At 66.0% G+C, this 20,354-nt stretch carries 21 protein-coding genes; 16 read left to right on the top strand and 5 right to left on the bottom strand.

Going from position 1 to position 20,354, the window contains the following annotated elements; all coding sequences use genetic code 11:
• Positions 1-32: 32 nt before the first annotated feature.
• Both AC4NN3_RS07200 and AC4NN3_RS07195 read right to left on the bottom strand, forming a co-directional pair.
• Complete coding sequence (locus AC4NN3_RS07200; protein WP_491926392.1) at positions 33-1,022, bottom strand: AraC family transcriptional regulator; 990 nt, start codon at positions 1,020-1,022, stop codon at positions 33-35.
• A gap of 40 nt (positions 1,023-1,062) precedes the next feature.
• Positions 1,063-3,147 (bottom strand): S9 family peptidase, encoded by a 2,085-nt coding sequence (locus tag AC4NN3_RS07195; protein ID WP_491926391.1) that lies wholly within the window; start codon positions 3,145-3,147, stop codon positions 1,063-1,065.
• Positions 3,148-3,383: 236 nt separating this feature from the next.
• Here AC4NN3_RS07195 and mbhE point away from each other — a divergent pair, with 236 nt between their 5' ends.
• The 11 genes from mbhE (at position 3,384) to AC4NN3_RS07140 (ending at position 12,177) form a co-directional block, all read left to right on the top strand.
• The gene (gene mbhE / locus AC4NN3_RS07190; RefSeq protein ID WP_491926477.1) at positions 3,384-5,969 is read left to right on the top strand and encodes a hydrogen gas-evolving membrane-bound hydrogenase subunit E; all 2,586 of its coding nucleotides are present in this window, start codon (positions 3,384-3,386) and stop codon (positions 5,967-5,969) included.
• Positions 5,966-6,391, top strand: coding sequence for an MnhB domain-containing protein (locus AC4NN3_RS07185; protein WP_491926390.1), 426 nt, complete (start codon positions 5,966-5,968; stop codon positions 6,389-6,391). The genes mbhE and AC4NN3_RS07185 overlap by 4 nt, the downstream gene beginning before the upstream one ends.
• On the top strand, positions 6,391-6,768 hold the full coding sequence (locus AC4NN3_RS07180; RefSeq protein WP_491926389.1) for a Na+/H+ antiporter subunit C: 378 nt from the start codon (positions 6,391-6,393) through the stop codon (positions 6,766-6,768). Before AC4NN3_RS07185 ends, AC4NN3_RS07180 begins: the two co-directional genes overlap by 1 nt.
• Before the next feature lie 25 nt (positions 6,769-6,793).
• Positions 6,794-8,320, top strand: a complete 1,527-nt coding sequence (locus AC4NN3_RS07175; protein WP_491926388.1) for a proton-conducting transporter transmembrane domain-containing protein — start codon at positions 6,794-6,796, stop codon at positions 8,318-8,320.
• On the top strand, positions 8,317-8,796 hold the full coding sequence (locus AC4NN3_RS07170) for a Na+/H+ antiporter subunit E (RefSeq protein ID WP_491926387.1): 480 nt from the start codon (positions 8,317-8,319) through the stop codon (positions 8,794-8,796). Before AC4NN3_RS07175 ends, AC4NN3_RS07170 begins: the two co-directional genes overlap by 4 nt.
• The gene (locus AC4NN3_RS07165) at positions 8,793-9,089 is read left to right on the top strand and encodes a cation:proton antiporter (protein WP_491926386.1); all 297 of its coding nucleotides are present in this window, start codon (positions 8,793-8,795) and stop codon (positions 9,087-9,089) included. Before AC4NN3_RS07170 ends, AC4NN3_RS07165 begins: the two co-directional genes overlap by 4 nt.
• Positions 9,086-9,439 (top strand): monovalent cation/H(+) antiporter subunit G, encoded by a 354-nt coding sequence (gene mnhG, locus AC4NN3_RS07160; RefSeq protein ID WP_491926385.1) that lies wholly within the window; start codon positions 9,086-9,088, stop codon positions 9,437-9,439. Before AC4NN3_RS07165 ends, mnhG begins: the two co-directional genes overlap by 4 nt.
• A 126-nt stretch (positions 9,440-9,565) precedes the next feature.
• The gene (locus AC4NN3_RS07155) at positions 9,566-9,988 is read left to right on the top strand and encodes a Ros/MucR family transcriptional regulator (RefSeq protein WP_193336539.1); all 423 of its coding nucleotides are present in this window, start codon (positions 9,566-9,568) and stop codon (positions 9,986-9,988) included.
• A 217-nt stretch (positions 9,989-10,205) separates the two neighbouring features.
• Entirely contained in the window at positions 10,206-10,568 is a 363-nt protein-coding gene (locus AC4NN3_RS07150; protein ID WP_491926384.1) for a helix-turn-helix domain-containing protein, read from the top strand.
• Positions 10,558-11,052: a DUF6456 domain-containing protein gene (locus AC4NN3_RS07145; RefSeq protein WP_491926383.1), complete on the top strand. Its 495-nt coding sequence runs from the start codon at positions 10,558-10,560 to the stop codon at positions 11,050-11,052. The genes AC4NN3_RS07150 and AC4NN3_RS07145 overlap by 11 nt, the downstream gene beginning before the upstream one ends.
• Before the next feature lie 54 nt (positions 11,053-11,106).
• Positions 11,107-12,177 carry an acyltransferase family protein gene (locus AC4NN3_RS07140; RefSeq protein WP_491926382.1) on the top strand — a complete coding sequence of 357 codons (1,071 nt, stop codon included), beginning with the start codon at positions 11,107-11,109 and terminating at the stop codon, positions 12,175-12,177.
• A 1-nt stretch (position 12,178) separates the two neighbouring features.
• Here AC4NN3_RS07140 and AC4NN3_RS07135 read toward each other — a convergent pair whose 3' ends face one another.
• Together AC4NN3_RS07135 and AC4NN3_RS07130 are read right to left on the bottom strand one after the other, a co-directional pair.
• Complete coding sequence (locus AC4NN3_RS07135; protein WP_491926381.1) at positions 12,179-12,604, bottom strand: SufE family protein; 426 nt, start codon at positions 12,602-12,604, stop codon at positions 12,179-12,181.
• 194 nt (positions 12,605-12,798) lie between these two features.
• On the bottom strand, positions 12,799-13,092 hold the full coding sequence (locus AC4NN3_RS07130; protein ID WP_491926380.1) for a hypothetical protein: 294 nt from the start codon (positions 13,090-13,092) through the stop codon (positions 12,799-12,801).
• Positions 13,093-13,466: 374 nt separating this feature from the next.
• Between AC4NN3_RS07130 and AC4NN3_RS07125 the strand changes: the two genes are divergently transcribed.
• From AC4NN3_RS07125 to AC4NN3_RS07115, 3 genes are read left to right on the top strand one after another with little or no spacing between them, the layout of a single operon-like run.
• On the top strand, positions 13,467-15,239 hold the full coding sequence (locus AC4NN3_RS07125; RefSeq protein WP_491926379.1) for a PAS domain-containing sensor histidine kinase: 1,773 nt from the start codon (positions 13,467-13,469) through the stop codon (positions 15,237-15,239).
• Entirely contained in the window at positions 15,236-16,417 is a 1,182-nt protein-coding gene (locus AC4NN3_RS07120; RefSeq protein ID WP_491926378.1) for a peptidoglycan-binding domain-containing protein, read from the top strand. Before AC4NN3_RS07125 ends, AC4NN3_RS07120 begins: the two co-directional genes overlap by 4 nt.
• Entirely contained in the window at positions 16,418-16,756 is a 339-nt protein-coding gene (locus AC4NN3_RS07115) for a DUF1491 family protein (RefSeq protein WP_491926377.1), read from the top strand.
• Between the two features lie 39 nt (positions 16,757-16,795).
• Here AC4NN3_RS07115 and AC4NN3_RS07110 read toward each other — a convergent pair whose 3' ends face one another.
• Positions 16,796-17,941: a DUF2336 domain-containing protein gene (locus AC4NN3_RS07110; protein ID WP_491926376.1), complete on the bottom strand. Its 1,146-nt coding sequence runs from the start codon at positions 17,939-17,941 to the stop codon at positions 16,796-16,798.
• A 352-nt stretch (positions 17,942-18,293) separates the two neighbouring features.
• Here AC4NN3_RS07110 and AC4NN3_RS07105 point away from each other — a divergent pair, with 352 nt between their 5' ends.
• Together AC4NN3_RS07105 and chrA are read left to right on the top strand one after the other, a co-directional pair.
• Positions 18,294-19,118: a hypothetical protein gene (locus AC4NN3_RS07105; RefSeq protein WP_491926375.1), complete on the top strand. Its 825-nt coding sequence runs from the start codon at positions 18,294-18,296 to the stop codon at positions 19,116-19,118.
• A 23-nt stretch (positions 19,119-19,141) separates the two neighbouring features.
• A complete protein-coding gene (gene chrA / locus AC4NN3_RS07100) occupies positions 19,142-20,350 on the top strand; it encodes a chromate efflux transporter (protein ID WP_491926374.1) in 1,209 nt (402 codons plus the stop codon).
• The last annotated feature ends 4 nt before the right edge of the window (positions 20,351-20,354 follow it).

Below are 20,354 nucleotides of genomic sequence, written 5' to 3'. Positions count from 1 at the left end.
TCATAGGCGAGAGCTGTCAGACGATCTGTGCCCTAAAATCCGGCTTCCATATCAATTCGTCCGGAAGTGCCGCGTCGCACGCTGCCGGGTGACTGGTTGGTAATGCGCTTGAAGGCGCGGGCAAAGCTGGACTCGGATTCGTAGCCCAGCCGGGCAGCGATATCGGCGGTGGTCATGTCGGTCTGGCCCAGCCATTCCTGCGCCAGCTGCATGCGCAAGCGGGCGAGGTAGCGCGCCGCGCCTTCGCCCAGAATGGCGGTAAAACGCTCGGCAAAGACCGAGCGCGACTGGCCCGCATGGCTGGCTAGACTCGCCAGGGTCCAGTTCTTGCCCGGGTCGCGATGCATGGCAGCCAAAGCGCGGCCGATATGGGGATCGCGGATCGCGGCAAGCCAGCCGGTGGCGGTACTTTCATGGCTTTTCACCCAGCAGCGAATGACGCGGGCAGTAATCAGGTCGGCCATGCGCGACAATATGGTGGCGCTGCCCATTTCGGCCTGGCTGGCCTCCAGCGTCATGGCCTCGATCAGCGGCATGACGAGCGGATCATGCGTGGCCGCGTCGCAGCCACGGATCGTGTGGGGCATCAGGTTGAGCAGGGGATGAAGGGCATAGGCGCCCAGATCCATCGAGCCGCAGAATATCGTGCTGGCCAGGCCTTCGCCGGCCTGCACCACCTCGCAGACATTGCCGCCATGCTGGGTGACCAGGCACTTTTCCAGCCCATTGCCATTACAGTCCGGCGCGCTGGCCAGGCGATGCGCCACGCCCTGGGGCAGGAGGACGAGGCCGCCCTCACCCAGATCCTGCCAGCCTTCGGCCTCGGTATGGACCCAGCAGGGCCCCTCGCTGACGAAGTAGAAACGCAACAGGGCCTGCTGCGGCACCGAGAAATTCCACGGATGCCGCAGCGCGCAGCGACTGTAGTTGACGCCGCTGAGCCGGAAATCCTGCAGCACGTCGCTGAGGGCATCGGGCCGGTTGACCGATTGTTGCGATATCGCGGACGAATGGTGGTTCATCCGGGCAATTTACCGCCTGATCGTCCAGCAGCGCAAGTCCCTAGCCCTCGGCGAGATCGACGGCGTCGAGGGCGAAGGCGTAGCACATGGCTGTTTCCTTGAGGCGCTCGAAGCGACCCGAGGCGCCGCCATGGCCGGCACCCATATTGGTGCGCAGGTAGAGCGGGGCGTCGCCCAGCTTGGTGGCGCGCAGCCGGGCCACCCACTTGGCCGGTTCCCAATAGGTGACGCGCGGATCGGTCAGCCCCGCCAGGGCAAAGATCGGCGGATAGGCCTGGGCGGTGACCTGCTCATAGGGCGCATAGGCGGCGATGCGCGCATAGTCCACCGCCGAGGCCAGGGGATTGCCCCATTCGGGCCATTCGGGCGGGGTCAGCGGCAGGGTCTCGTCCAGCATGGTGTTGAGCACGTCGACAAAGGGCACCTGGGCCAGGATGCCGGCCCACAGCTCGGGTCGCAGATTGGCCACGGCGCCCATCAGCATGCCGCCGGCCGAGCCGCCCTGGGCAACGATGCGGCCCGGGGCGGCATGGCCGGTGGCCACCAGCATGTCGGCGGCGGCAATGAAGTCGGTAAAGGTATTGGTCTTGTGCTCGCGCCGACCCTGCACATACCAGCGATAGCCCTTTTCCATGCCGCCGCGGATATGGGCGATGGCATAGACCACGCCGCGATCGACCAGCGACAGGGCGGAGATGGAGAAGCTGGCCGGCATCGACATGCCATAGGCGCCATAGCCATAGAGCAAAGCGGGCGCCGAACCATCGAGCTTGGTGCCCTTGCGGTAGAGCACGGTGACCGGCACCTGCTCGCCATCGGGCGCGGTGGCAAACAGGCGCCGCGTTTCGTAGTCGTCCGGATTGTGGCCCGAGGGCACTTCCTGCTCCTTGAGCAGGGTGCGGCTGCCGGTCTCAAGATCGACATCATAGGTGCGCGACGGCGTGGTGGGTGAGGAATAGGAGAGGCGGAAGACCGAGGTGTCGAACTCGTAGCCCACCGACATGCCCAGGCTATAGGCCTCCTCGTCGAAGTTGACGGTCTCTTCCTTGTCGGTGCGCAGGTCGCGCACCACGATGCGCGGCAGGCCCTCGAAGCGTTCGAGCCGCAGCAGGTGGTTCTTGATGACGATGGTGTCCAGAATCAGCACGCCCTGCTGGTGCGGCACCAGATCGGTCCAGTGCTCGGCGCCCGGATTGTCGACCGGGGCGGTGACGATCTTGTAGTCCTCGGCGCCATCGGCATTGGTGCGGATGTAGAGCAGGCCATCGCGCTCCTCGATGTCATATTCGCGGTCGGTGACGCGGGGCGCGACCAGCACCGGCGCGCCGCCGGCCTCGGCATCGATCAGCCAGCATTCGCTGGTCTGGTGGTCATGCGCGTCGATGACGATATATTTGTCGCTCTGCGTGCGGCCGACGCCGACGAAAAAGCCGGGATCCTGTTCTTCAAAGACGATCGGGTCATCGGCCTGGGGCGTGCCGATGGTGTGCAGACGGACGCGGTAGGGGCGGTGGTTGTCGTCATATTCGGTATAGTAGATGGCCGTGCTGTCATTGCTCCAGACATAGGAGCCGGCGGTCTCGGTGATCACCTCGGCACTATCGATGCCGGTCTCGAGGTCGCGGATGACGATGTCGTAATATTCCGAGCCGGCGCGGTCGGCGGCCCAGGCCAGGTAGCGGTGGCCGCGATCATGCTCGGCCCCCGCAAAGCCGAAATAGCCCGCGCCGGCCTCGACATTGCAGTCGAGCAGCACCGTTTCGGGACCGCCGTCACGCAGCGTGCGCACGATCTGCGGATATTGCTGGCCCTCCAGCATGCGCGAATTATAGGCATAGGGGCCGTCCGGGCTCGGGATGCCGCTGTCGTCTTCCTTGATGCGGCCGCGGATCTCCTTGTAGATCTTCTCCTGCAGATCGGCGGTGGGGCCCCCGAACTCGGCTTCGAAAAAGGCATTCTCCGCATCGAGATAGGCACGGATTTCGCCATCCAGCGTCTCGGGCTTCTGCATCACCTCCTGCCAGTTGGGCGCGCGCAGCCAGTGATAGGGGTCATCGCGCTCGATGCCATGCACGGTGACGACGTGGGACTTGCGGGCGGCGATCGGGGGCGTGGTCTTGGTCATGGCAGATCCGGAATGATGGCTGGGCGGCGGAACCGGGAAGGATCAAGCCGAAGGAAGGCGTCGGCCCCAGACATAGGGTGCGTCCGGCCCGATTGCCAGCACCACGATATCCCCAGCTGATGCCGTCCCATTGTCGCACCTGGACCGTTTGGTCTTGTCCCGGCGCGCTCAATCGTTAAGGTTGCCCCCCAACAAACCGGCTGCAAAGCCTGATAAATCATGGAGTTTCACCCTTGGTGCCAAACATTGACGCGAGCATTGCACTGGTGGCCATCGCGCCATTTGTTGCCGCTGCGCTGGCGCCATTGCTGCATCGCTTCACCGCGCCTTTGACAGGCTGGGTTCTGGCGCTGGTGCCCGCTGCCATATTTGTCTTTCTGCTCGGCTTGATTGAGCCTGTTGTGGCCACCGGCGCCATCTCGGCGCGAATCGGCTGGGTGCCGGCCTATGGCCTGGACTTGTCCTTTTATGTCGACGGGCTGAGCCTGACCTTTGCGCTGACCATTTCGGGCATCGGCGCGCTGATCGTGGTCTATTCGGGGGCCTATCTGGCCGGCCACCCCCATCTCGGGCGGTTCCTTGCCTTCCTGCTCGCCTTCATGGGTGCCATGCTGGGCCTGGTGCTGGCCGACAACATGCTGGCCCTCTTCATGTTCTGGGAGCTGACGGCAGTCACCTCCTTCCTGCTGATCGGCTTTGACGCGGTCCGCGCCGCCGCAAGGCGCGGCGCCATCCAGGCTTTGGTCATCACCAATATCGGCGGCATGGCGCTGCTGGCCGGCGTCATCCTGGTGCAGCAACTGACCGGGCAGTGGGAACTGAGCGGCCTGAGCGCACTTGACGGCGGGCTGCAGGGGCACGGGCTTTATGGCGCGGTGCTGGCCCTGTTCCTGGTCGCCGCCTTTACCAAATCCGCGCAGTTTCCGCTGCACTTCTGGCTGCCCAATGCCATGGAGGCGCCGACCCCGGTTTCGGCTTTCCTCCATTCGGCCACCATGGTGCAGGCCGGCGTCTACCTGCTGGCCCGCACCACGCCCTGGCTGGGCGGCACGGTCGCCTGGACCACGATCCTGGTCGGCTTCGGTGCCGTGACCCTGCTCTGGGGCGCGCTGGGTGCGCTCAAGCAGACCGACCTCAAGCAGATGCTGGCGCAATCCACCATTGCCTCGCTCGGCCTGTTGGTGCTGCTGATCGGCCTGGGCACCGAGACCGCCATTGCCGGCATGGTGATCTATTTCGTCGCCCATGCGCTCTACAAGGCGGGCCTGTTCATGGTGGTCGGCGCCATCGACCACGAAGCCGGTACCCGCGACATCACTGCCCTGGGCGGGCTCTCCAAGAAGATGCCGGTCACCTTTGCCGCCGCGGCCCTGGCCGGCATTGCCATGTTCGGCCTGCCGCCGGCCATCGCCTTCTTTGCCAAGGAGGAAATGTATCTCTACCTGCTCTCGCCCGATTGGCAGGATCTGGCCGTGCTCGCCGTGCTGATCGCCGGCAATGCCATTTTGGCCGCGGTCGGCGCTCTGGTGGTGATCAAGCCGTTTCTGGGCGCGGCCACCGCCACGCCCAAATCGGCGCACGAAGCCCCGCTCGGCCTCTTGGCCGGACCGGTCGTGCTGGGCGTGGCCGGGATTGTCGCGGCGCTGCTGCTCGATGGCTTCGGCACGATCGTGCTGGAGCCGGCCGCCACGGCCATTCTCGGCGAGCCCTTTGAAAGCCACCTGACCTGGCTGCTCAATTTTGCCAACCCGGTCATCTGGCTCTCGGTGCTCACCTGGGTGCTGGCGGTGCTGGTCTATCGCCAGGCCGGCCAGATCCGCACCCTGCTGCGCCGTTTCGATACGGCTCTGGGCTGGACTGCCGACACCAAGTTCGACTCGGTCATGTTCGGGCTGATCCGCTTTGCCGGTGCGCTCACACGGCTGCTGCATCACGGCCGGCTGGAACTCTATATGGTGACGGTGTTTTCCATGCTCGCGCTGGCGCTGGTCGTGCCGCTGTTTGGCCTGGGGGGCATCAATGCGCTCTGGCCCACGGCCGAACTGGGCGACTGGAGCGCCAAGCTGGCCTGGCCGCAACTGCACCTCTATGAATGGGGCGTGGTCGTGCTGGCGCTGCTGGGGCTTGGCGCCGTCGTTGCGGCGCCCAACCGGCTGTTCGCCATCCTGGCTCTGGGCGTCCAGGGCACCAGCGTGGCGCTGGTCTTCCTGCTGTTCGGCGCCCCCGACCTGGCCTTTACCCAGTTGATGGTGGAAATTCTCTCGGTGGTGATCCTGGCGCTGGTCATGACCCGGCTCAACCTCGACGAGCGCGACCACCGCCCCTTCGAGGATCTGGCCAGGGACGGCACGCTGGCTCTGGTCTGCGGCGCCGGCGTCAGCCTGCTGCTGATGGTCGTGCTCTCCGGTACGCTCGACACGCGCCTGTCCGATTTCTTCATCGCCACCAGCGTGCCGATCGCCCATGGCGCCAATATCGTCAACGTCATCCTGGTCGACTATCGCGGCTTTGATACGCTGGGCGAAATCTCCGTGCTCATGGCCGCCGGCATCGCCATCCTGGTGCTGGTGCGCAGCAGCCACAAGGGCCGGTTGTTGTCCCCGTCCACGCCGCCGCCCGCGCCGGCACGCGGCTGGGTCAGCATGGCACGCGCCGAACCCGTGCCGTCCACACGCGCGGCGAGCCCGGCCAAATCGGGCCCCGCCCAGGGGACCAAAGCCGCCAGGCCCAAGCCTGCCGCCACCGCCAAAGCTGCCAAGCCCAAATCGGCCCCAGCCGCCAAGCCGGCCGCTGCCGCCCGTCGCAAGAGGACCACGCCATGAACACGGTCATCTTCCGCAGCATTGCGCCGATGATCGTTGCGACCGTGCTGGTGTTTTCCGTCTATATCTGCCTGCGCGGCCACAACGAGCCGGGTGGCGGCTTTATCGGCGGCCTGATCGCCGCCTCGGCCATCGCCATTCTGGGCATGGCCTCGAGTGCGGCCGAAGCCCGCCGGGCCTTGCATGTCGATCCGCTGGCCATAGCCGGGGTCGGCGTGCTGCTGGCCGGGCTCTCGGGCCTGCTGTCGGTGTTCAACAACAATCCGTTCATGACCAGCATCTGGCTCTATCTCGATATCGGTGGCGCCACCGTGCCGTTTTCCACCCCCCTGGTATTCGATATCGGCGTCTATTGCGTCGTCTTCGGCACCCTCGCCTCGATTGCCCTGGCACTCGAAGGCGATGACACGGAAGAACTATGATGGATTATGTTGTCGCCGCTCTGGTGGGATGCTTTGTCGCCGTTGGCATCTACATGCTGCTGTCGCGCTCGCTGATCCGCATGCTGCTCGGTATCGTCATCCTGGGCAATGGCGTGAACCTCACCATCTTCACCGCCGGCAGGCTGATGCGCGACATTGCGCCGATCGTTCCGGCCGGACTCGACCAGCCCGAGGGGCCGATCGCCAATCCCCTGCCGCAGGCGCTGGTCCTGACCGCCATCGTTATCGGTTTCGCGCTATTCTGCTTCCTGCTGGTGCTGGCCTATCGCGCGTACCAGACGCTGGACGCCGACAATACCGACACCATGCGCGTGGCCGAGCCCGAGCATGCGCCCAACCCGCCATTGAGTTACTGAAGTGGACGCCGCCCTGCCGACTGCCATGATCGACACCCTTACGCGGCCGGCCGATTGGGTCATCGTGCTGCCCGTCGTGCTGGCCCTGATGGGCGCGGCGCTGGCGCTGATCCTGCGCCAGACACCCCGGCTTGGCTTTGCCCTTGCACTGCTCGTGGTGGCGGCCATTATCGCCTGCGAAATCAGCCTGTTACAGACGGTGGTTGAATCAGGTCCGGTCAGCATGACCATGGGCAAGTGGCTGCCGCCCTTCGGTATCAGCCTGACGGCCGATGCCTTCGGCGCCAGCTTTGCGCTGGCGGCCGCAGTGGTGACCTTCATCGTGCTGCTCTATGCCGAGGCCGATCGGCCGGCATCGGCCGCCGGCGATGGCTTTCACGCCCTGGTGCTGATGCTGCTCTGCGGCGTCACCGGATCGTTCCTGACCGGCGACATGTTCAATCTCTATGTCTGGTTCGAGGTGATGCTGATCTCCTCGTTCGGGCTGCTGGTCATTGGCGGACGGCCCATCCAGCTCGATGGCGCGGTCAAGTACGGCTTCCTCAACTTCCTGGCCACCAGCATTTTCCTGCTCTCGCTGGGCCTGCTCTACGGTCTGCTGGGCACGCTCAACATGGCTGACATCATGCGGGTCGCCCCGCTGGCCAATCCGGCGGCCATGGTCGGCGTCGCCGCCCTGATGCTGCTGGCCTTCGGCATGAAGGCGGCGGCCTTTCCGGTCAATGCCTGGCTCCCCGCTTCCTACCACACGCCGCCCGCCGCCGTGGCCGCGCTGATGGCGGGCCTGCTGACCAAGGTCGGCATCTATGCCCTGCTGCGGACCCTGGTGGTGCTGCTGCCGGCTACCCGCGACGTGCTGGAGCCGGTGCTGGTGCTGCTGGCGGTGGCCACGCTGGTGATCGCCCCGCTCGGCGCCATTGCCGAAACCAATCTGCGCCGCGCCATCGGCTTTGTCGTGATCGGCGGCATCGGCGCCGTGCTGGCCGGCATTGCCATGCCATCGGCATCCGGGATCGGCGGGGCAGGGCTCTATATCTTCCACGCCATGCTGACCATGACGGCGCTCTATCTGGTGGCCGGCCTGATCGAAAAGCAGACCGGGGAAACCGACAGCCGCCGCATGGGCGGGCTCTATGCCAGCAGCGCGCCGCTCTCGGTGCTGTTCCTGCTGCTGATCCTGGCCTCGGCCGGCGTGCCGCCGCTGCTCGGCTTCTGGCCCAAACTGCTGCTGATCCAGGCCGGCCTGGCCGAGGCCAGCTGGACCGGCGGCCTGCTGGTCGGGGCGTTGCTGGTCAATGCCGTACTGACCATGATTGCCGGCTCGCGCCTGTGGGCGCACATTTTCTGGCGGGCCGACTTTGTCCCCGAATCGGGCCCGGTCGCCCAGCCCAACCGGCTGCACTATCTGGCCACGGGCGGGCTCGCGCTGCTGATCGTGGCGGCCGGCCTCTGGCCCAACCCGTTGTTTGAGGCCGTGCGCATCGGTGCCGGCGATATGGTGGATCCGGCCCGCTATGGTGCGGCCTTCGGGCTGGCGGAGGTGACCCCATGAACGTGGCGCTGATGATCGTTGGCCTCGCCGTGGTCTGGGCCGCCATTACCGGCAATTTCACCGCGCTCAACCTGCTGCTCGGCGCCGGCATCGGCACGGTAACGGTGCTCCTGCTGCGCAATTCCTTTGCCTCGCCGCGCCTGCTGCGCCGCCTGCAGCGCATTGTCAGCCTGGCCCTGGTATTTGCCTGGGAGCTGGTGGTCAGCGCGGTGCGGGTGGCCATCATCGTGCTGACGCCCGATCTCAAGTCGGCACTGCGCCCGGCCATCATCGCCTTTCCGCTCACCGTCAAATCCGATGCCGAGATTACCCTGCTGGCCAATATGATCACGCTGACCCCCGGCACGTTGAGCATCGATGTCGCCGAGGATCGCAGCGTGCTCTATGTGCATGTCCTGCAACTGGGCGATCGCGATGAACTGATCGCCGGCATTGCCAACGGCTTTGAACGCCGCATTCGGGAGATTTTTCAATGAGCCCCGCCATGCTGGTTGAACTGTGTACCATGATCGCCCTGGTCATGCTGATCCTGGCCCTGCTGATCGCCGTGGTGCGCGTCGTGATCGGCCCGACTTTGGCCGACCGGGTGCTGGCGCTCGACCTGATCACCGTGCTCGCCATGGGCTTTGTCGGCGCCATCGCCATTCGCACCGGGCTCACGCTTTACCTCGATATCGCGCTCAGCCTGGCATTGCTGGGTTTCCTCTCCACCGTGGCCTTTGCCCGCTACATGCTGTCGCGCCTGCAGCATGAGGAGCGGCCATCATGATTGCCGATATCGTCACCTATCTCGGCTGCGCCTTCCTGATTTTCGGCGCCGCCTTTGCTCTGCTGGCGGCGGTCGGCGTGCTCCGCCTGCCTGACATGTATGCCCGCATGCACGCCGCATCCAAGGCTGGCGCCTTGGGTGGCGGCATGATTCTGGTCGCCGTGGCGCTGATCAGCTTTGATGGTGCCGTGGCGCTGCGCGCCCTATTGGGCACAGGCTTCCTGCTGCTCACCACCCCGGTCTCGGCGCACCTGTTGGCGCGGGTTCATCACAGCAGTAGCGACCACATTGCAGTGGACATGGTCTCCGATGAACTGACGTCTCAAAGGAGCCCAAATCCTCCTGCATAGGCTTAGTAGTTAGTAGCAGGACAGCTGCGGTTAATCGGGTTGCAGTGATTAATAAACAGTCCTAGTAGTCTTGTATCGGCGTGGTCGTAAGATCATTGCCAGGAAAAAAAATTGGAAGGTTGAAATATGAGTGACACCACCGGCGCGACGGTCGGATATGAGCAAGATCTGATCGAGCTCAGCACCGAAATCGTCTCTGCCTATGTCAGCCACAACGCACTGAGCCCTAGCGATCTGCCCAAGCTGATCGCCGATGTTCATGGTGCGCTGCGCACGCTGTCGAACAATGAAGTCCCGTTACAGGTCGAAGAACTCAAGCCGGCCGTACCGGTCCGCAAGTCCGTCGCGCCCGATTACATCATCTGCCTGGAAGACGGCAAGAAGTTCAAGTCGCTCAAGCGCCACCTGCGCACGCACTACAACCTCTCGCCCGAAGAGTACCGCGAGAAGTGGGGCCTGCCGGCCGACTACCCGATGGTGGCGCCGAGCTATTCGGCTACCCGCTCCAAGCTGGCCAAGGACAATGGCCTGGGCCGCAAGGCCGCCTGAGCCCAATACCAGGCTCCACGCACCGAGACGTCGCGCCCATTTTCCGCATCCCAAGCTGCGGTTGGGCCCCGGCGACAACGCAATTCAGAAGGCCGCCCCTCCCGGGCGGCCTTCTGAATTTGTGCCCGCTGCCATGGGGCAGTTATGCAACTTATCCCCGGCCGCTTGCCAAGCCTCAGGATATAGGAATTAATTCCTGTATTCGACGAGGCCGCTCATGTTTCACTCCATTGCCGTTCCCGCCCTTGCTCGCCCGACGGTCAGTCCCTGCGCCTGCGACGACGTCATCGCGCTGATTGCCCGCGTGCGGCATGTGCCGATCCGCCTGCTGACCCATCCCTCGCGCTGCCGCACCGACACGGCACGGGCCCGCCAGCTGGCCATGTATCTCTCCCATGTGGTGCTGGGACGCAGCCTCACCGAGATCGGCGATGCCTTTGGCCGCGACCGCACCACGGTGGCCCATGCCTGCGCGGTGATCGAGGACCTGCGCGACGACCCGGCCTTTGACGCCGAGGTCACCGCGCTCGAGCGGCACCTGGAAGCCAGGCGCGACGGCGAGGCCCCCCATGCCCACTGACGAGAGCCCGATGACGCGGCTGGCCGGCACGCGCGATGGCGACGGGATCGGCTTTCTGCAGGCGCACCACCTGCTGGCGGCCAGCCGGCTGGAGCGGCTGATCCAGAAGGCCCAGCTGGCGCCGCGCCTGACCATGTCCTACGACCCGGGCCGGACCGGCGAGCGGCGGCAGGCCGGCAGCGGCAGTGCCGACATTGCCGACAGCGCCAGCGACGCGCGCCAGCGCCTCAACCAGCTGACACTGGCCGTGCCGCCCGACTGCTGGGGCGTGCTGTTTGACGTCTGCGGCCTGGGCAAGGGGCTGCAGACGGTCGAAACCGAGCGGCGCTGGCCGCGCCGCAGCGCCAAGCTGGTGCTGCGCATCGGCCTCAGCCAGCTGGCCACCCATTGGGGACTGGCGCCCCAGGCAAGGGGGGCCGAGCAGGGGCCGACACGCGGCTGGCGCAGCGAGCGGCTGCCCATTATTCCCGATGCCGGTTTTTAACTACGTCATGATCGGTAATGTGGGTTTTCGCCGGTCTCATGCTAGGCATTTGCCATGCGACACCGGTTTCTGACGATCCAATATCTGCGCGGCCTGGCGGCAATGCTCGTGCTGGCCTCGCATGCCTTGCTCTACCCGCTGGTCGGCGAACATCTCGGCTATGGCCGGCTCGGCTGGCTCGGCGTCATCCTGTTCTTCGTCATTTCCGGCTTCATCATGGTGATGGTGACCGGCGAGGAGCGGTTTTCCGCGCGCGACTTCCTGCGCCGCCGCTTCATCCGCGTCGTGCCGCTCTACTGGATCGCCACGCTGCTGGCGGCGGGCCTGGCCCTGGCCGCGCCGCAGCTGTTCAAGACCACCGTCTATGACGGCACCCAGCTGCTGCTGTCGCTGCTGTTCATCCCCTTCTACAACCCGGCCAGCCAGGGGCTGCATCCGCTCTACAAGCTGGGCTGGACCCTCAATTACGAGATGTTCTTCTATGTCTGTTTCGCGCTGCTCGGCTTCCTGCGCGTCGGGCCGCGGGTGCTCTGGCTGACGCTGGCCTTTACCGGCCTGGCCGGGCTGGGCCTGCTGCTGCAGCCGCAGGCGGCCATTCCCCAGTTCTATACCAGCTTCATGCCGCTGGCCTTCTGCGTCGGGGCCTGGCTGGGCCTGGCCACCCTGCGCGGTACGCTGGGTCGATTGTCCCTGCCGGTCACCGCCGTGATCGCCGTGCTGGGCGTGGCGGCCCTTGTCGAGGGCTTTGTCTGGGATCGTCACCTGGTCGAAGATGGCGGGGCCTTTGTCGGCCTGCTGGTGTTTGCTGCGGCGCTGGTGCTGCTGGCGGTGCGTTTCGAGCCGCGCCTGCCCCGTATTGGCCTGCTCGAGCGGATCGGCGACGCCTCCTACTCGATCTATCTGTCGCATATCTATGTCGTCGCCATCCTGTCAGGCGTGGCCTTCAAGCTGCTCGATCCGGGCAATCTGCTGGTCGACCTGGCGATTGCCGGCCTGACCATTGTCGGTGGCGTTGCCGTCGGCTGGGTGCTCTATCGCCGCGTGGAACAGCCGCTGCTGGCGCTGGTCACCGGTCTCGTCGGCGGGCGCAAGCCGGTGGTACCGGCGGTCGCCCCGGCCGAATAGCTCAGCTCAGCGCCTTGCCCTCGGCGCGGATGCGGTTGACCATGGCGACCAGGCCATTGGAACGCTGCATGCCCAGATGCTCGCTGAGGCCGACCTTCCTGAACCACTCTATGGCATCGGTTTCGGCGATTTCTGCTGCCGGCCGCCCCGAATAGAGCGCCAGCAGCACCGCCACCAGGCCCTTGGTGATGATGGCATCGGACTGGCCGCGGAACGTCATGACCGGCGTGGCACCCGCATGGTCGGCGCTCGACACCAGCCAGACATTGGAGACGCAACCCTTGACCTTGTTGGTGTCGGTCTTGTCGGTCTCGGCCATGGGGGGCAGGGCCTGACCCAGCTCGATGAGATAATTCAGCCGATCCTCCCAGTCGTCAAGGAAGGAGAGGTTCTCGGCAATGTCCTGGAAGGCAGCGGGTTCGGTCATAAGGTCTATCTAGGTCGCGCGCGCCGGACCCGCAAGCGGCAAGCGCGGCGGCGATGGGTCGCGTGATCCGATCGGCCGGCAAAGAAAAGCCCCAAGCACGGGGCAGCGTGCTTGGGGCCAGGGCCAGGGTTGCTGGAATGACCCGCTTGGGGAAGCGAGGCGAACCCTGGTGTCGTTTCGGGCGGGGGCGCCCGTTAACCCGCCCAGTCCGGCCGCGGCCGGGGCATCGGGGCCAGACGTGTGGTCGGCGCAGCATGCATGGGCGTGCCGACCGGCGGGGAAGCATTGAGCGCTGCGGCGATCACCGTCTTGCCGCCCAGGCAGGCGATGTCGGCGCACTCGACCTTGTCGATCTGCTGGCTCACCGCCTGGGTGCCAGCGGCCATGGCCTGCGCTGCCAGCGCCTGCCCATCGGGCAGGTCAACACCGGGCGCAATCACCATATAGGCGGCGGTAAGCCAGAACACGGAACGAACGACGACAAACATGAGACAATCCTGATTCCAGCAGGTTATGCGGCCTGCAGGATCCAGACTAGGCCGGCCCGATTAAGCCGTGCTGGGACAATTCGATAAAATTTGAGGCAAATGCCAACCGCTGCGGCAGCAGTTGCAACACCTTGTTTACGCTAACCCCAGAAAGGACCCTCCCAGGCGCGGGCCAAGCCATTGGCAGGGCCAGATTTAAGCTGGCCTTAGCTCTTGGGCGCCAGTGTGACTGGCAACAGGACCCGAAGTTCATTCGGGCCGGGTCAGGCGCGGTGCGCCGGGTTCGGGGGTGCTTCAGCACCGTCACCGCAGGCGTCGTGATAGTGAGTATTGTGTATATGCGTAGCCTCTTCTCTTACGGCGCAAGCAAAGAGATGCCCCTGGCCATCGCTGGCTCCGGCCATCGGCCGGAGATGCTGCGTCGCAAGACGCTCGCCAACAATTCGCGCATCGCCATTATCGCCAGTGCCCTGGTCATGCCGCTGGCCATCTACTGGCTGGTGACGGGCACCGTGCTCCCCTTCGTGCTGGCTGCAGCCGCCCTGGCCAGCGGCCTCATCACCCTTTCCCTGCATCAGCGCCACGCTTTTGAACTGGCGGCGGCCGGACAGGTCTACACCCTGCTCGGCCTCGGCCTGCTGCTCACTTTGGCCGATGGCCAGATCGGCGATACCGGCCTGGCCGTGGCCCTGATGGGCCCGGTGCTGGCCGCGCTGCTGGGCCGCGCCGCGCTGCGCCGGCACAGCTGGCTGGCCGTGGTCGCGGTCGTGGCCGCCGGGCTAGTCGCGGCCGCCCTCGGCATACCCGCGCTGCCGCCAACCGGCATCATGACCCTGGCTGCCGGCATCACCTTCCTGTTTGGCGTCGGCGTCGTCATCCACACCGCCAACCGCATCAATTCGGCCTATGAGGTCTATGACAAGGCGCAGATGACCGCCTATCGCCACCTGATCGAACACGTGCAGGACGCCGTCATCCGCTTTTCCAGCGATGGCGAAGTGCTGCTGGCCTCGCGTTCCTCGGAAGCCCTGTTCGGCTGCCGCCGCTACGAGCTGACCGGCGCCAGCCTGGGCGAGCGCATGCATGTCATGGATCGGCCCGCCTATCTCACCGCCTTTGCCGATGCCAACCAGGGCGGCGAGACGCGGCTGATCGAGGTGCGCATGCGCCAGGACGATCCGCACACGTCGGTTTCGGTGCCGCGCTTTCTGTGGGTGGAAATCAGTCTGTCGCCGGTCATCGACCAGCACACGGCCGGGCTGCGCCACGAAGTGGTGGCCCTGTTCCGCGACATTACCGAGCGCAAGGACAACGAGGCCGCCATGCAGCAGGCGCGCCGCGCCGCCGAGGAGGCCTCGAGCGCCAAGTCGCGCTTTCTGGCCACCATGGGCCACGAACTGCGCACCCCGCTCAATGCCATTGTCGGCTTTTCCGAAATGATGAGCACCGGCATTGGCGGCGAGCTGTCGCCCACGCACCAGGAATATGCCGGCCTGATCCACCAGAGCGGCAAGCACCTGCTCGAAGTGGTGCGCATGCTGCTCGACATGTCGCGCATCGAGGCGGGCAAGTTCGAGCTGCAGAGCGAGCCCTTCCGGCCCCAGGATATTGTCGAGCCCTGCTTTGCCATGGTCGAGACCATGGCCAAGGATCGGGAAGTGCGGCTGATCAGTTCCATCGAGGACAACCTGCCGCTGCTGCATGCCGATGAACGGGCCTGCCGGCAGATCCTGCTCAACCTGGTCTCCAATGCCATCAAGTTCAGCTATCCCGGCAGCACGGTGAGCGTCACCCTGCGGCGGCAGGGGCAGAGCCTGAACCTGTCGGTCATCGACCAGGGTGTCGGCATGGCGCCCGAATCGCTGGCCCGCATCGGCGAAGCCTTCTTCCAGGCCCAGAGCGGGCATTCCCGCCCCTATGAGGGCACCGGGCTCGGCCTGTCCATCGTCAAGGGCCTGGTCGACCTGCATGACGGCACGCTGCGCGCCATGTCCGAGATTGGCTCGGGGACAACCGTCACGGTCTTGCTTCCGTTAAACGGTCCGGCAATAAAGACCGAAGAGACTGCCACCATCACCCCCTTCCGCAGAGAATCAGCCGCCGAACGCAGCACCCCATGGCCAGACGAAAAAAGAAGAGCGCAATGACAGCAACCACCTTCACCCACTTGCCCCTGGCGGCAGGCAGCGCTGTCGCGGCCTCACTCGGTCGCGCCGGCCTGTGGCTGCTGGCCCGCTACCTGCGGGCACCATTGGCGTCCACCGGCCTGCTGGTGCTGGTGACCATGACCGCCCTGGCGGCCAGCAATGCCCTCTACTTCCAGACCGCGCGCCATCCCGCGCCGTTCTTCGCCCCGGCCCGCGACGTGCCCGTCGCCGTCACCGCGCCCGCTGACGCGCCGGCTCTGCCACCGCTGCCCAGCGAGCGCACCGCCGTGGCGGCGCCGCAGCCCGCGGCCGGAACGACGACCGAGACCACGGGCGGCATTGCCGCGCCGGCCCCGGTCATCCCCGCCGCGCCGGTGGGCAATCGCGACGCCTTTGCCGTGCAGAAGAAGTTGACCGAACTGGGCCTGTTCAACGGCACCGTGGACGGCTTTTACGGCCCCATGACCGCCAATGCGATCCGCGCCTTCGAGGAGCGCAACGGGCTCGAGCCGACCGGCGCGCTGAACCCGGCCGTGGTCGAGGCCATTCTCAAGGCCGATGCCGGCGGCATGATGCCGGCCCAGCAGGCAGCCGCCGTCGCGCCGCCGCCGGAACCGGTCGCGGCAAGGCCCGCCCCGGTGCAGCAGGCTGCCATTGTCCCGCCCGAAAAGGTCGAGACCGTCGCCCGCATTGCCAGCCTCACCCCGGTCGACACGGCCGTCGATACCGTGGGCAATGCCGCCGCCCAGACCATCGATTCCATCCTGGCTGCGGTCACCACGACGACGCCCGCCGCCCAGGGCACGACGCCCCGTCCGGCCGTGGCTTTGGGCAGTTCTGCCCCGGTTGCGCCCCAGCCCAAGCCGATCCAGGTCGCCTCGCTCGAGCCCATGACGGCGCCTGTCAGCGCCCCGGTCGCCGCCCCCGTCGCCGAAGTGGCGCCGCAGCAGGTTGCGACTGCCCGCGAACTTGCCCCGGCCAATGATGTCGAACTGGTCAGCAAGATCCAGCGGGGCCTGGCCAGCCTGGGCTTCTACCACGGCTCGATCGACGGCCATCCCGGCGATTCCACCGCCCGCGCCATCCGCGAATTCGAAAACTTCCACAGCTACAAGCTGACCGGCCAGGTCAAGCCCGACCTGCTGGTGCTGCTGCGCGATGCCGGCGCCGCGCTTTAGGTGAGCCTGCTGCGCAGCGATATCTGGTGCGGGGTTTTCGTCAGGCGCCACAATGACCTGGGTCATATGTGCGTGGTCTCGCGTCGCGGCGACCCCATTGCCGGCCAGGTCTTCATCGAGGTCGATCACCTCGACGGCACACAGTCCCTCTATACGCCAGCGCCGCTGCTCAGCCGCAGCGACGATACGGCTGGCCTGGTCTTCCAGCGCCGGCTGCATCGCGTCGAACCGCCCAAGGTGCGCGAGCGCATTGCACGCGAGGTCGAGTTCGATCCCGATCTATGGGTGCTCAGCCTCGACCTGCGCGGTGACGATATCGGCATCGACCTCGCCAGCTGACCGGCGCAGTCCAGGCCGCTCAGCAGGGCAGGGGCAGATCTAGCTGGCGCGCTTGATACCGATGCGGGCCAGGGCCTCGATGGCCTGTTCCACCACCGGATTGTGCGCCGGCGCCAGGCTCTGCGGCGTGCGGCGGCTGACTTCGGTGAAGGGCTTGTATTCCGGCTTGGCCAGATCGAGCAGGTTCACCTCGCCGCGCCACGCGCTCATCAGGTAAGCCATTGAATCGGGCGTCACATTGCCGAACATGGTGGCGAAATCGGCCAGTGCCCGCGAGCGGTCAGCGTCGTGGCTGGTGGCGTGGATCAGCACCTTGAGCCCGTCATAGGCACTGCAGCCAAAGGCGCGCAGGATGACGAACAGCGCCGCGCCGGTGACGTCATGGGCGATCTGGCCGCAGCGCACTTCGTCGAGGCCCGTGATCTGGCTGAGCAGCTTGGTGACTTCGGGGCGGCGATTTTCCGAATAGAGCTTCATCAGCGCCCGGGTCAGCTCGGCATTGGCCACCGTCAGCTGTTCGATGGTCTTGCGGATCGGCGCCACCGGCGTTTCGCGATGGGCAAAGGCCTGGATGACCTTGAGTCGGTCGGCGTCGGAAAGATCAAAGAAGGCCGGGGCCAGCAGGGCCGCGTCGAAATCGCTGCGCTTGGCCAGCGATTCGGCAACCATGTGGTCCATCTGGGCCGAGCGGGCCAGGGCACTGAGATAGGCGCCGCGCGGCACGATGGCGCCATTGGCGGCCAGGGCGCGATAGACCTTGCGCGAATTCATCTGGAACAGCTTGGCCAGCACGGCATTGGACAGGTCCGGCCGGGCAGCGATGGTAGCGGCGCCGGGGACATCATAGCGGGCGACGATGCCCAGCATGGTCTGCTCGCTCAATTCCCGGGCATTGCTGAGGAAGGTGTTGAGGTCCTCGCCGATATTGTCGACCACCAGGCGCTCCAGCGCCGGCGACAACACTTCGGCGCGACCCAGGATCGCGGCACCCTTGGCCTTGGCCTGCGGCCCGGCGATCGGGAACAGCCGGCTGGCCAGGGCTTCAAACTGTTCCATTTCGGGAGCAGTGGCCTTGCCGCGGCGGGTATAGGCGTCGCACGCGGCGATCAACAAGGTGTTCGTCCGGTCGATGCCGCCGCTTTCGATCAGCAGATTGAACGTCTCGTAGGGCTGAAAACCAAGCATTTTGAACAACCGTCTCGTCGGAATCGCATCACATTCGATGTGTGACCACCTTTGCCGCCAATTCGTTAGCAGACTGTTAACCTTGACGATCTCTTAATGGGGATAAGGAGCACGAGGGGCGTCGTGCTGACCGGTTTGCAACACGAGACGCTGTCTCCAGGGAAGGGGAAGCGAGTTCGATTGGAGAATACCTTGGGAAAGCTCGTCAAAATCGATGGTCGACGCAGCTTGCGCGCCGCTGGCAAACCCAGCCCTGTAGAGGCCCAGATACTGATGTTTACCGGGGTGCGTTATGAACGCGGGACGCCATCGCTGCCCAGCAAGACTGTTGGCCCCCGGCCCAAGCGCAAGCGTGGTTGATCGTCGTCGCCCCTTGATGCGCCTGGTCACCCTTGTCGCGCTCACCGGCCTGCTCGCCGCCTGCGTCGCCCGCCCGACCGGCGATTTCGGCCGGGCCCCGCCCGGCGTGCTGCATGATACCATGATGCCCTTTGCCGGGGACAGGATCGCGCAACTGCGCGGCGACCCCGTGTCCAACTTCAACCAGACCGACCAGGAAAAGCTGATGCATGACCGCGTCTGGCGGTTCCTGATTGCCCCCCATGCCAAGGACTGGCTGTTCGACACCTCGGTGGAACTGCAGCGCACCCGCATCGTGCCGCCCAAGGACGAGCGCTATCGCACCGACCGCTATTATGCCTGGCTCAAGGGCACGCAATACCAGTCCTCGCGCACCCGCTACAGCACGGTGGGCGCCAATATCACCAGCGATATCGACACGATACCGACCACCTTTGCCGCCATCTGCGCGGTAATCGAGGTCGACCGGCAGCGGGCCATGGCCCTGGCCAGCCTGCGCAATGACTTGCCCGGCAGTGCCGGAGCGGACGTCGCCGCCCGCAAATACGAGAATGACGCCTTCATCGCCTGGTTCGTGCGGGCGCTGAACTACCGCCATGAGAGCTATGACTTCGCGCTCGATAGCCTCGTGGTCGAGACCCCGCATGAGCAGTCGCTGGCCGTCGATGACGCGCTGCAGCGCATGTCCATCTTTGTCGTGCGCGCCAATCGCCGCGATTTCTGCGGCGACGGCCACGGCCAGCAAAGCAGGGGCACTGTCGTCATCCCGTCACGCTTCCAGCATAGCGGCGACAACGAGATCATCCAGATCAAGTAGCACGACCGCTTCGGGAGCCCGCCTTGGACACATCCACCGCCCGCCCTGCCGGATCGCCCGGCGAAGTGTTTCTCGCCTTTCTCAAGCTGGGACTGACCGCCTTTGGCGGGCCCATCGCCCATCTCGGCTATTTCCGCGATGAACTGGTGCTGCGCCGGCGCTGGCTCGACGAGGCGGCCTATGCCGACCTGGTGGCGCTCTGCCAGTTCCTGCCCGGCCCGGCCTCGAGCCAGGTCGGCTTCGCGCTCGGCCTGTGGCGCGCTGGCCCGCTCGGCGCGCTGGCAGCCTGGACCGCCTTCACCCTGCCATCGGCCATCATCCTGGTCCTGTTTGCCCTGGCCGCGGCCAGCCTAGATGGTCCGCTGGCCCAGGGCGTGCTGCAGGGGCTCAAGCTGGTCGCGGTGGCCGTGGTGGCCCAGGCGGTCTGGGGCATGGCCAAGGCTTTGACCCCCGACCGGCCGCGCGCCGCCATCGCCCTGCTGGCCCTGGCCGCCGTAGTGCTGCTGCCCGGGGCGATCGGGCAGGTGCTGGCCATTGTGCTGGGCGTGGGCGGCGGGCTCTGGCTCTGCCGTGACCTCGCGCTGCCGCCCCAGAGCCGGCTGCATTTCCCGGTCAGCCGCCGCACCGGTCTTTTGGCGCTGGCGCTGTTTGCCGCCCTCTTGCTTGGCCTGCCGCTGCTGGCGGGCCTCATCGACAACCATGGTCTTGACCTGGTTGCCGGCTTCTACCGCGCCGGCGCGCTGGTATTCGGCGGCGGCCATGTCGTGCTGCCCCTGCTCGAGGCCGAGACAGTGGCGCAAGGCTGGTTGAGCCCCGACACTTTCATCGCCGGCTATGGCGCGGCCCAGGCCATGCCCGGCCCGCTGTTCACCTTTGCCGCCTTTCTCGGCGCCGCCGGCACGCCCAGCCCCAATGGGCTGCTCGGCGCCAGTCTGGCGCTGGTCGCCATCTTTGCCCCGGGCCTGCTGCTGCTGGTCGGCACGCTGCCGTTCTGGAACAGCCTGCGCGCCCGGCCGCTGGCCCAGGCCGGCATGGCCGGCGCCAATGCCGCCGTGGTCGGCATTCTGGCCGCCGCGCTCTACAATCCCGTCTTTGTCAGCGCCGTGCTCAGCCCGCTCGACTTTGCCCTGGCGGCGACGGGCTTTGTGGCGCTGGTCGCCTTCAAGGCGCCGCCCTGGATGGTGGTTGTCGGCCTGGCGGCGGCTGGCGGATTGCTCGGCGTGCTGGCCTGACAGG

It is taken from the genome of Devosia sp. MDV22-iso42, from assembly GCF_058629155.1.
This window is presented reverse-complemented; position numbering and strand designations above follow the sequence as displayed.

Excerpts from the sequence above, each read along its gene's own strand:
- AC4NN3_RS07200 (WP_491926392.1), bottom strand. The coding sequence starts at position 1,022 with ATGAACCACCATTCGTCCGCGATATCGCAACAATCGGTCAACCGGCCC.
- AC4NN3_RS07195 (WP_491926391.1), bottom strand. The coding sequence starts at position 3,147 with ATGACCAAGACCACGCCCCCGATCGCCGCCCGCAAGTCCCACGTCGTC.
- AC4NN3_RS07185 (WP_491926390.1), top strand. The coding sequence starts at position 5,966 with ATGAACACGGTCATCTTCCGCAGCATTGCGCCGATGATCGTTGCGACC.
- AC4NN3_RS07180 (WP_491926389.1), top strand. The coding sequence starts at position 6,391 with ATGGATTATGTTGTCGCCGCTCTGGTGGGATGCTTTGTCGCCGTTGGC.
- AC4NN3_RS07175 (WP_491926388.1), top strand. The coding sequence starts at position 6,794 with ATGATCGACACCCTTACGCGGCCGGCCGATTGGGTCATCGTGCTGCCC.
- AC4NN3_RS07170 (WP_491926387.1), top strand. The coding sequence starts at position 8,317 with ATGAACGTGGCGCTGATGATCGTTGGCCTCGCCGTGGTCTGGGCCGCC.
- AC4NN3_RS07165 (WP_491926386.1), top strand. The coding sequence starts at position 8,793 with ATGAGCCCCGCCATGCTGGTTGAACTGTGTACCATGATCGCCCTGGTC.
- mnhG (WP_491926385.1), top strand. The coding sequence starts at position 9,086 with ATGATTGCCGATATCGTCACCTATCTCGGCTGCGCCTTCCTGATTTTC.
- AC4NN3_RS07155 (WP_193336539.1), top strand. The coding sequence starts at position 9,566 with ATGAGTGACACCACCGGCGCGACGGTCGGATATGAGCAAGATCTGATC.
- AC4NN3_RS07150 (WP_491926384.1), top strand. The coding sequence starts at position 10,206 with ATGTTTCACTCCATTGCCGTTCCCGCCCTTGCTCGCCCGACGGTCAGT.
- AC4NN3_RS07145 (WP_491926383.1), top strand. The coding sequence starts at position 10,558 with ATGCCCACTGACGAGAGCCCGATGACGCGGCTGGCCGGCACGCGCGAT.
- AC4NN3_RS07140 (WP_491926382.1), top strand. The coding sequence starts at position 11,107 with ATGCGACACCGGTTTCTGACGATCCAATATCTGCGCGGCCTGGCGGCA.
- AC4NN3_RS07135 (WP_491926381.1), bottom strand. The coding sequence starts at position 12,604 with ATGACCGAACCCGCTGCCTTCCAGGACATTGCCGAGAACCTCTCCTTC.
- AC4NN3_RS07130 (WP_491926380.1), bottom strand. The coding sequence starts at position 13,092 with ATGTTTGTCGTCGTTCGTTCCGTGTTCTGGCTTACCGCCGCCTATATG.
- AC4NN3_RS07125 (WP_491926379.1), top strand. The coding sequence starts at position 13,467 with ATGCCCCTGGCCATCGCTGGCTCCGGCCATCGGCCGGAGATGCTGCGT.
- AC4NN3_RS07120 (WP_491926378.1), top strand. The coding sequence starts at position 15,236 with ATGACAGCAACCACCTTCACCCACTTGCCCCTGGCGGCAGGCAGCGCT.
- AC4NN3_RS07110 (WP_491926376.1), bottom strand. The coding sequence starts at position 17,941 with ATGCTTGGTTTTCAGCCCTACGAGACGTTCAATCTGCTGATCGAAAGC.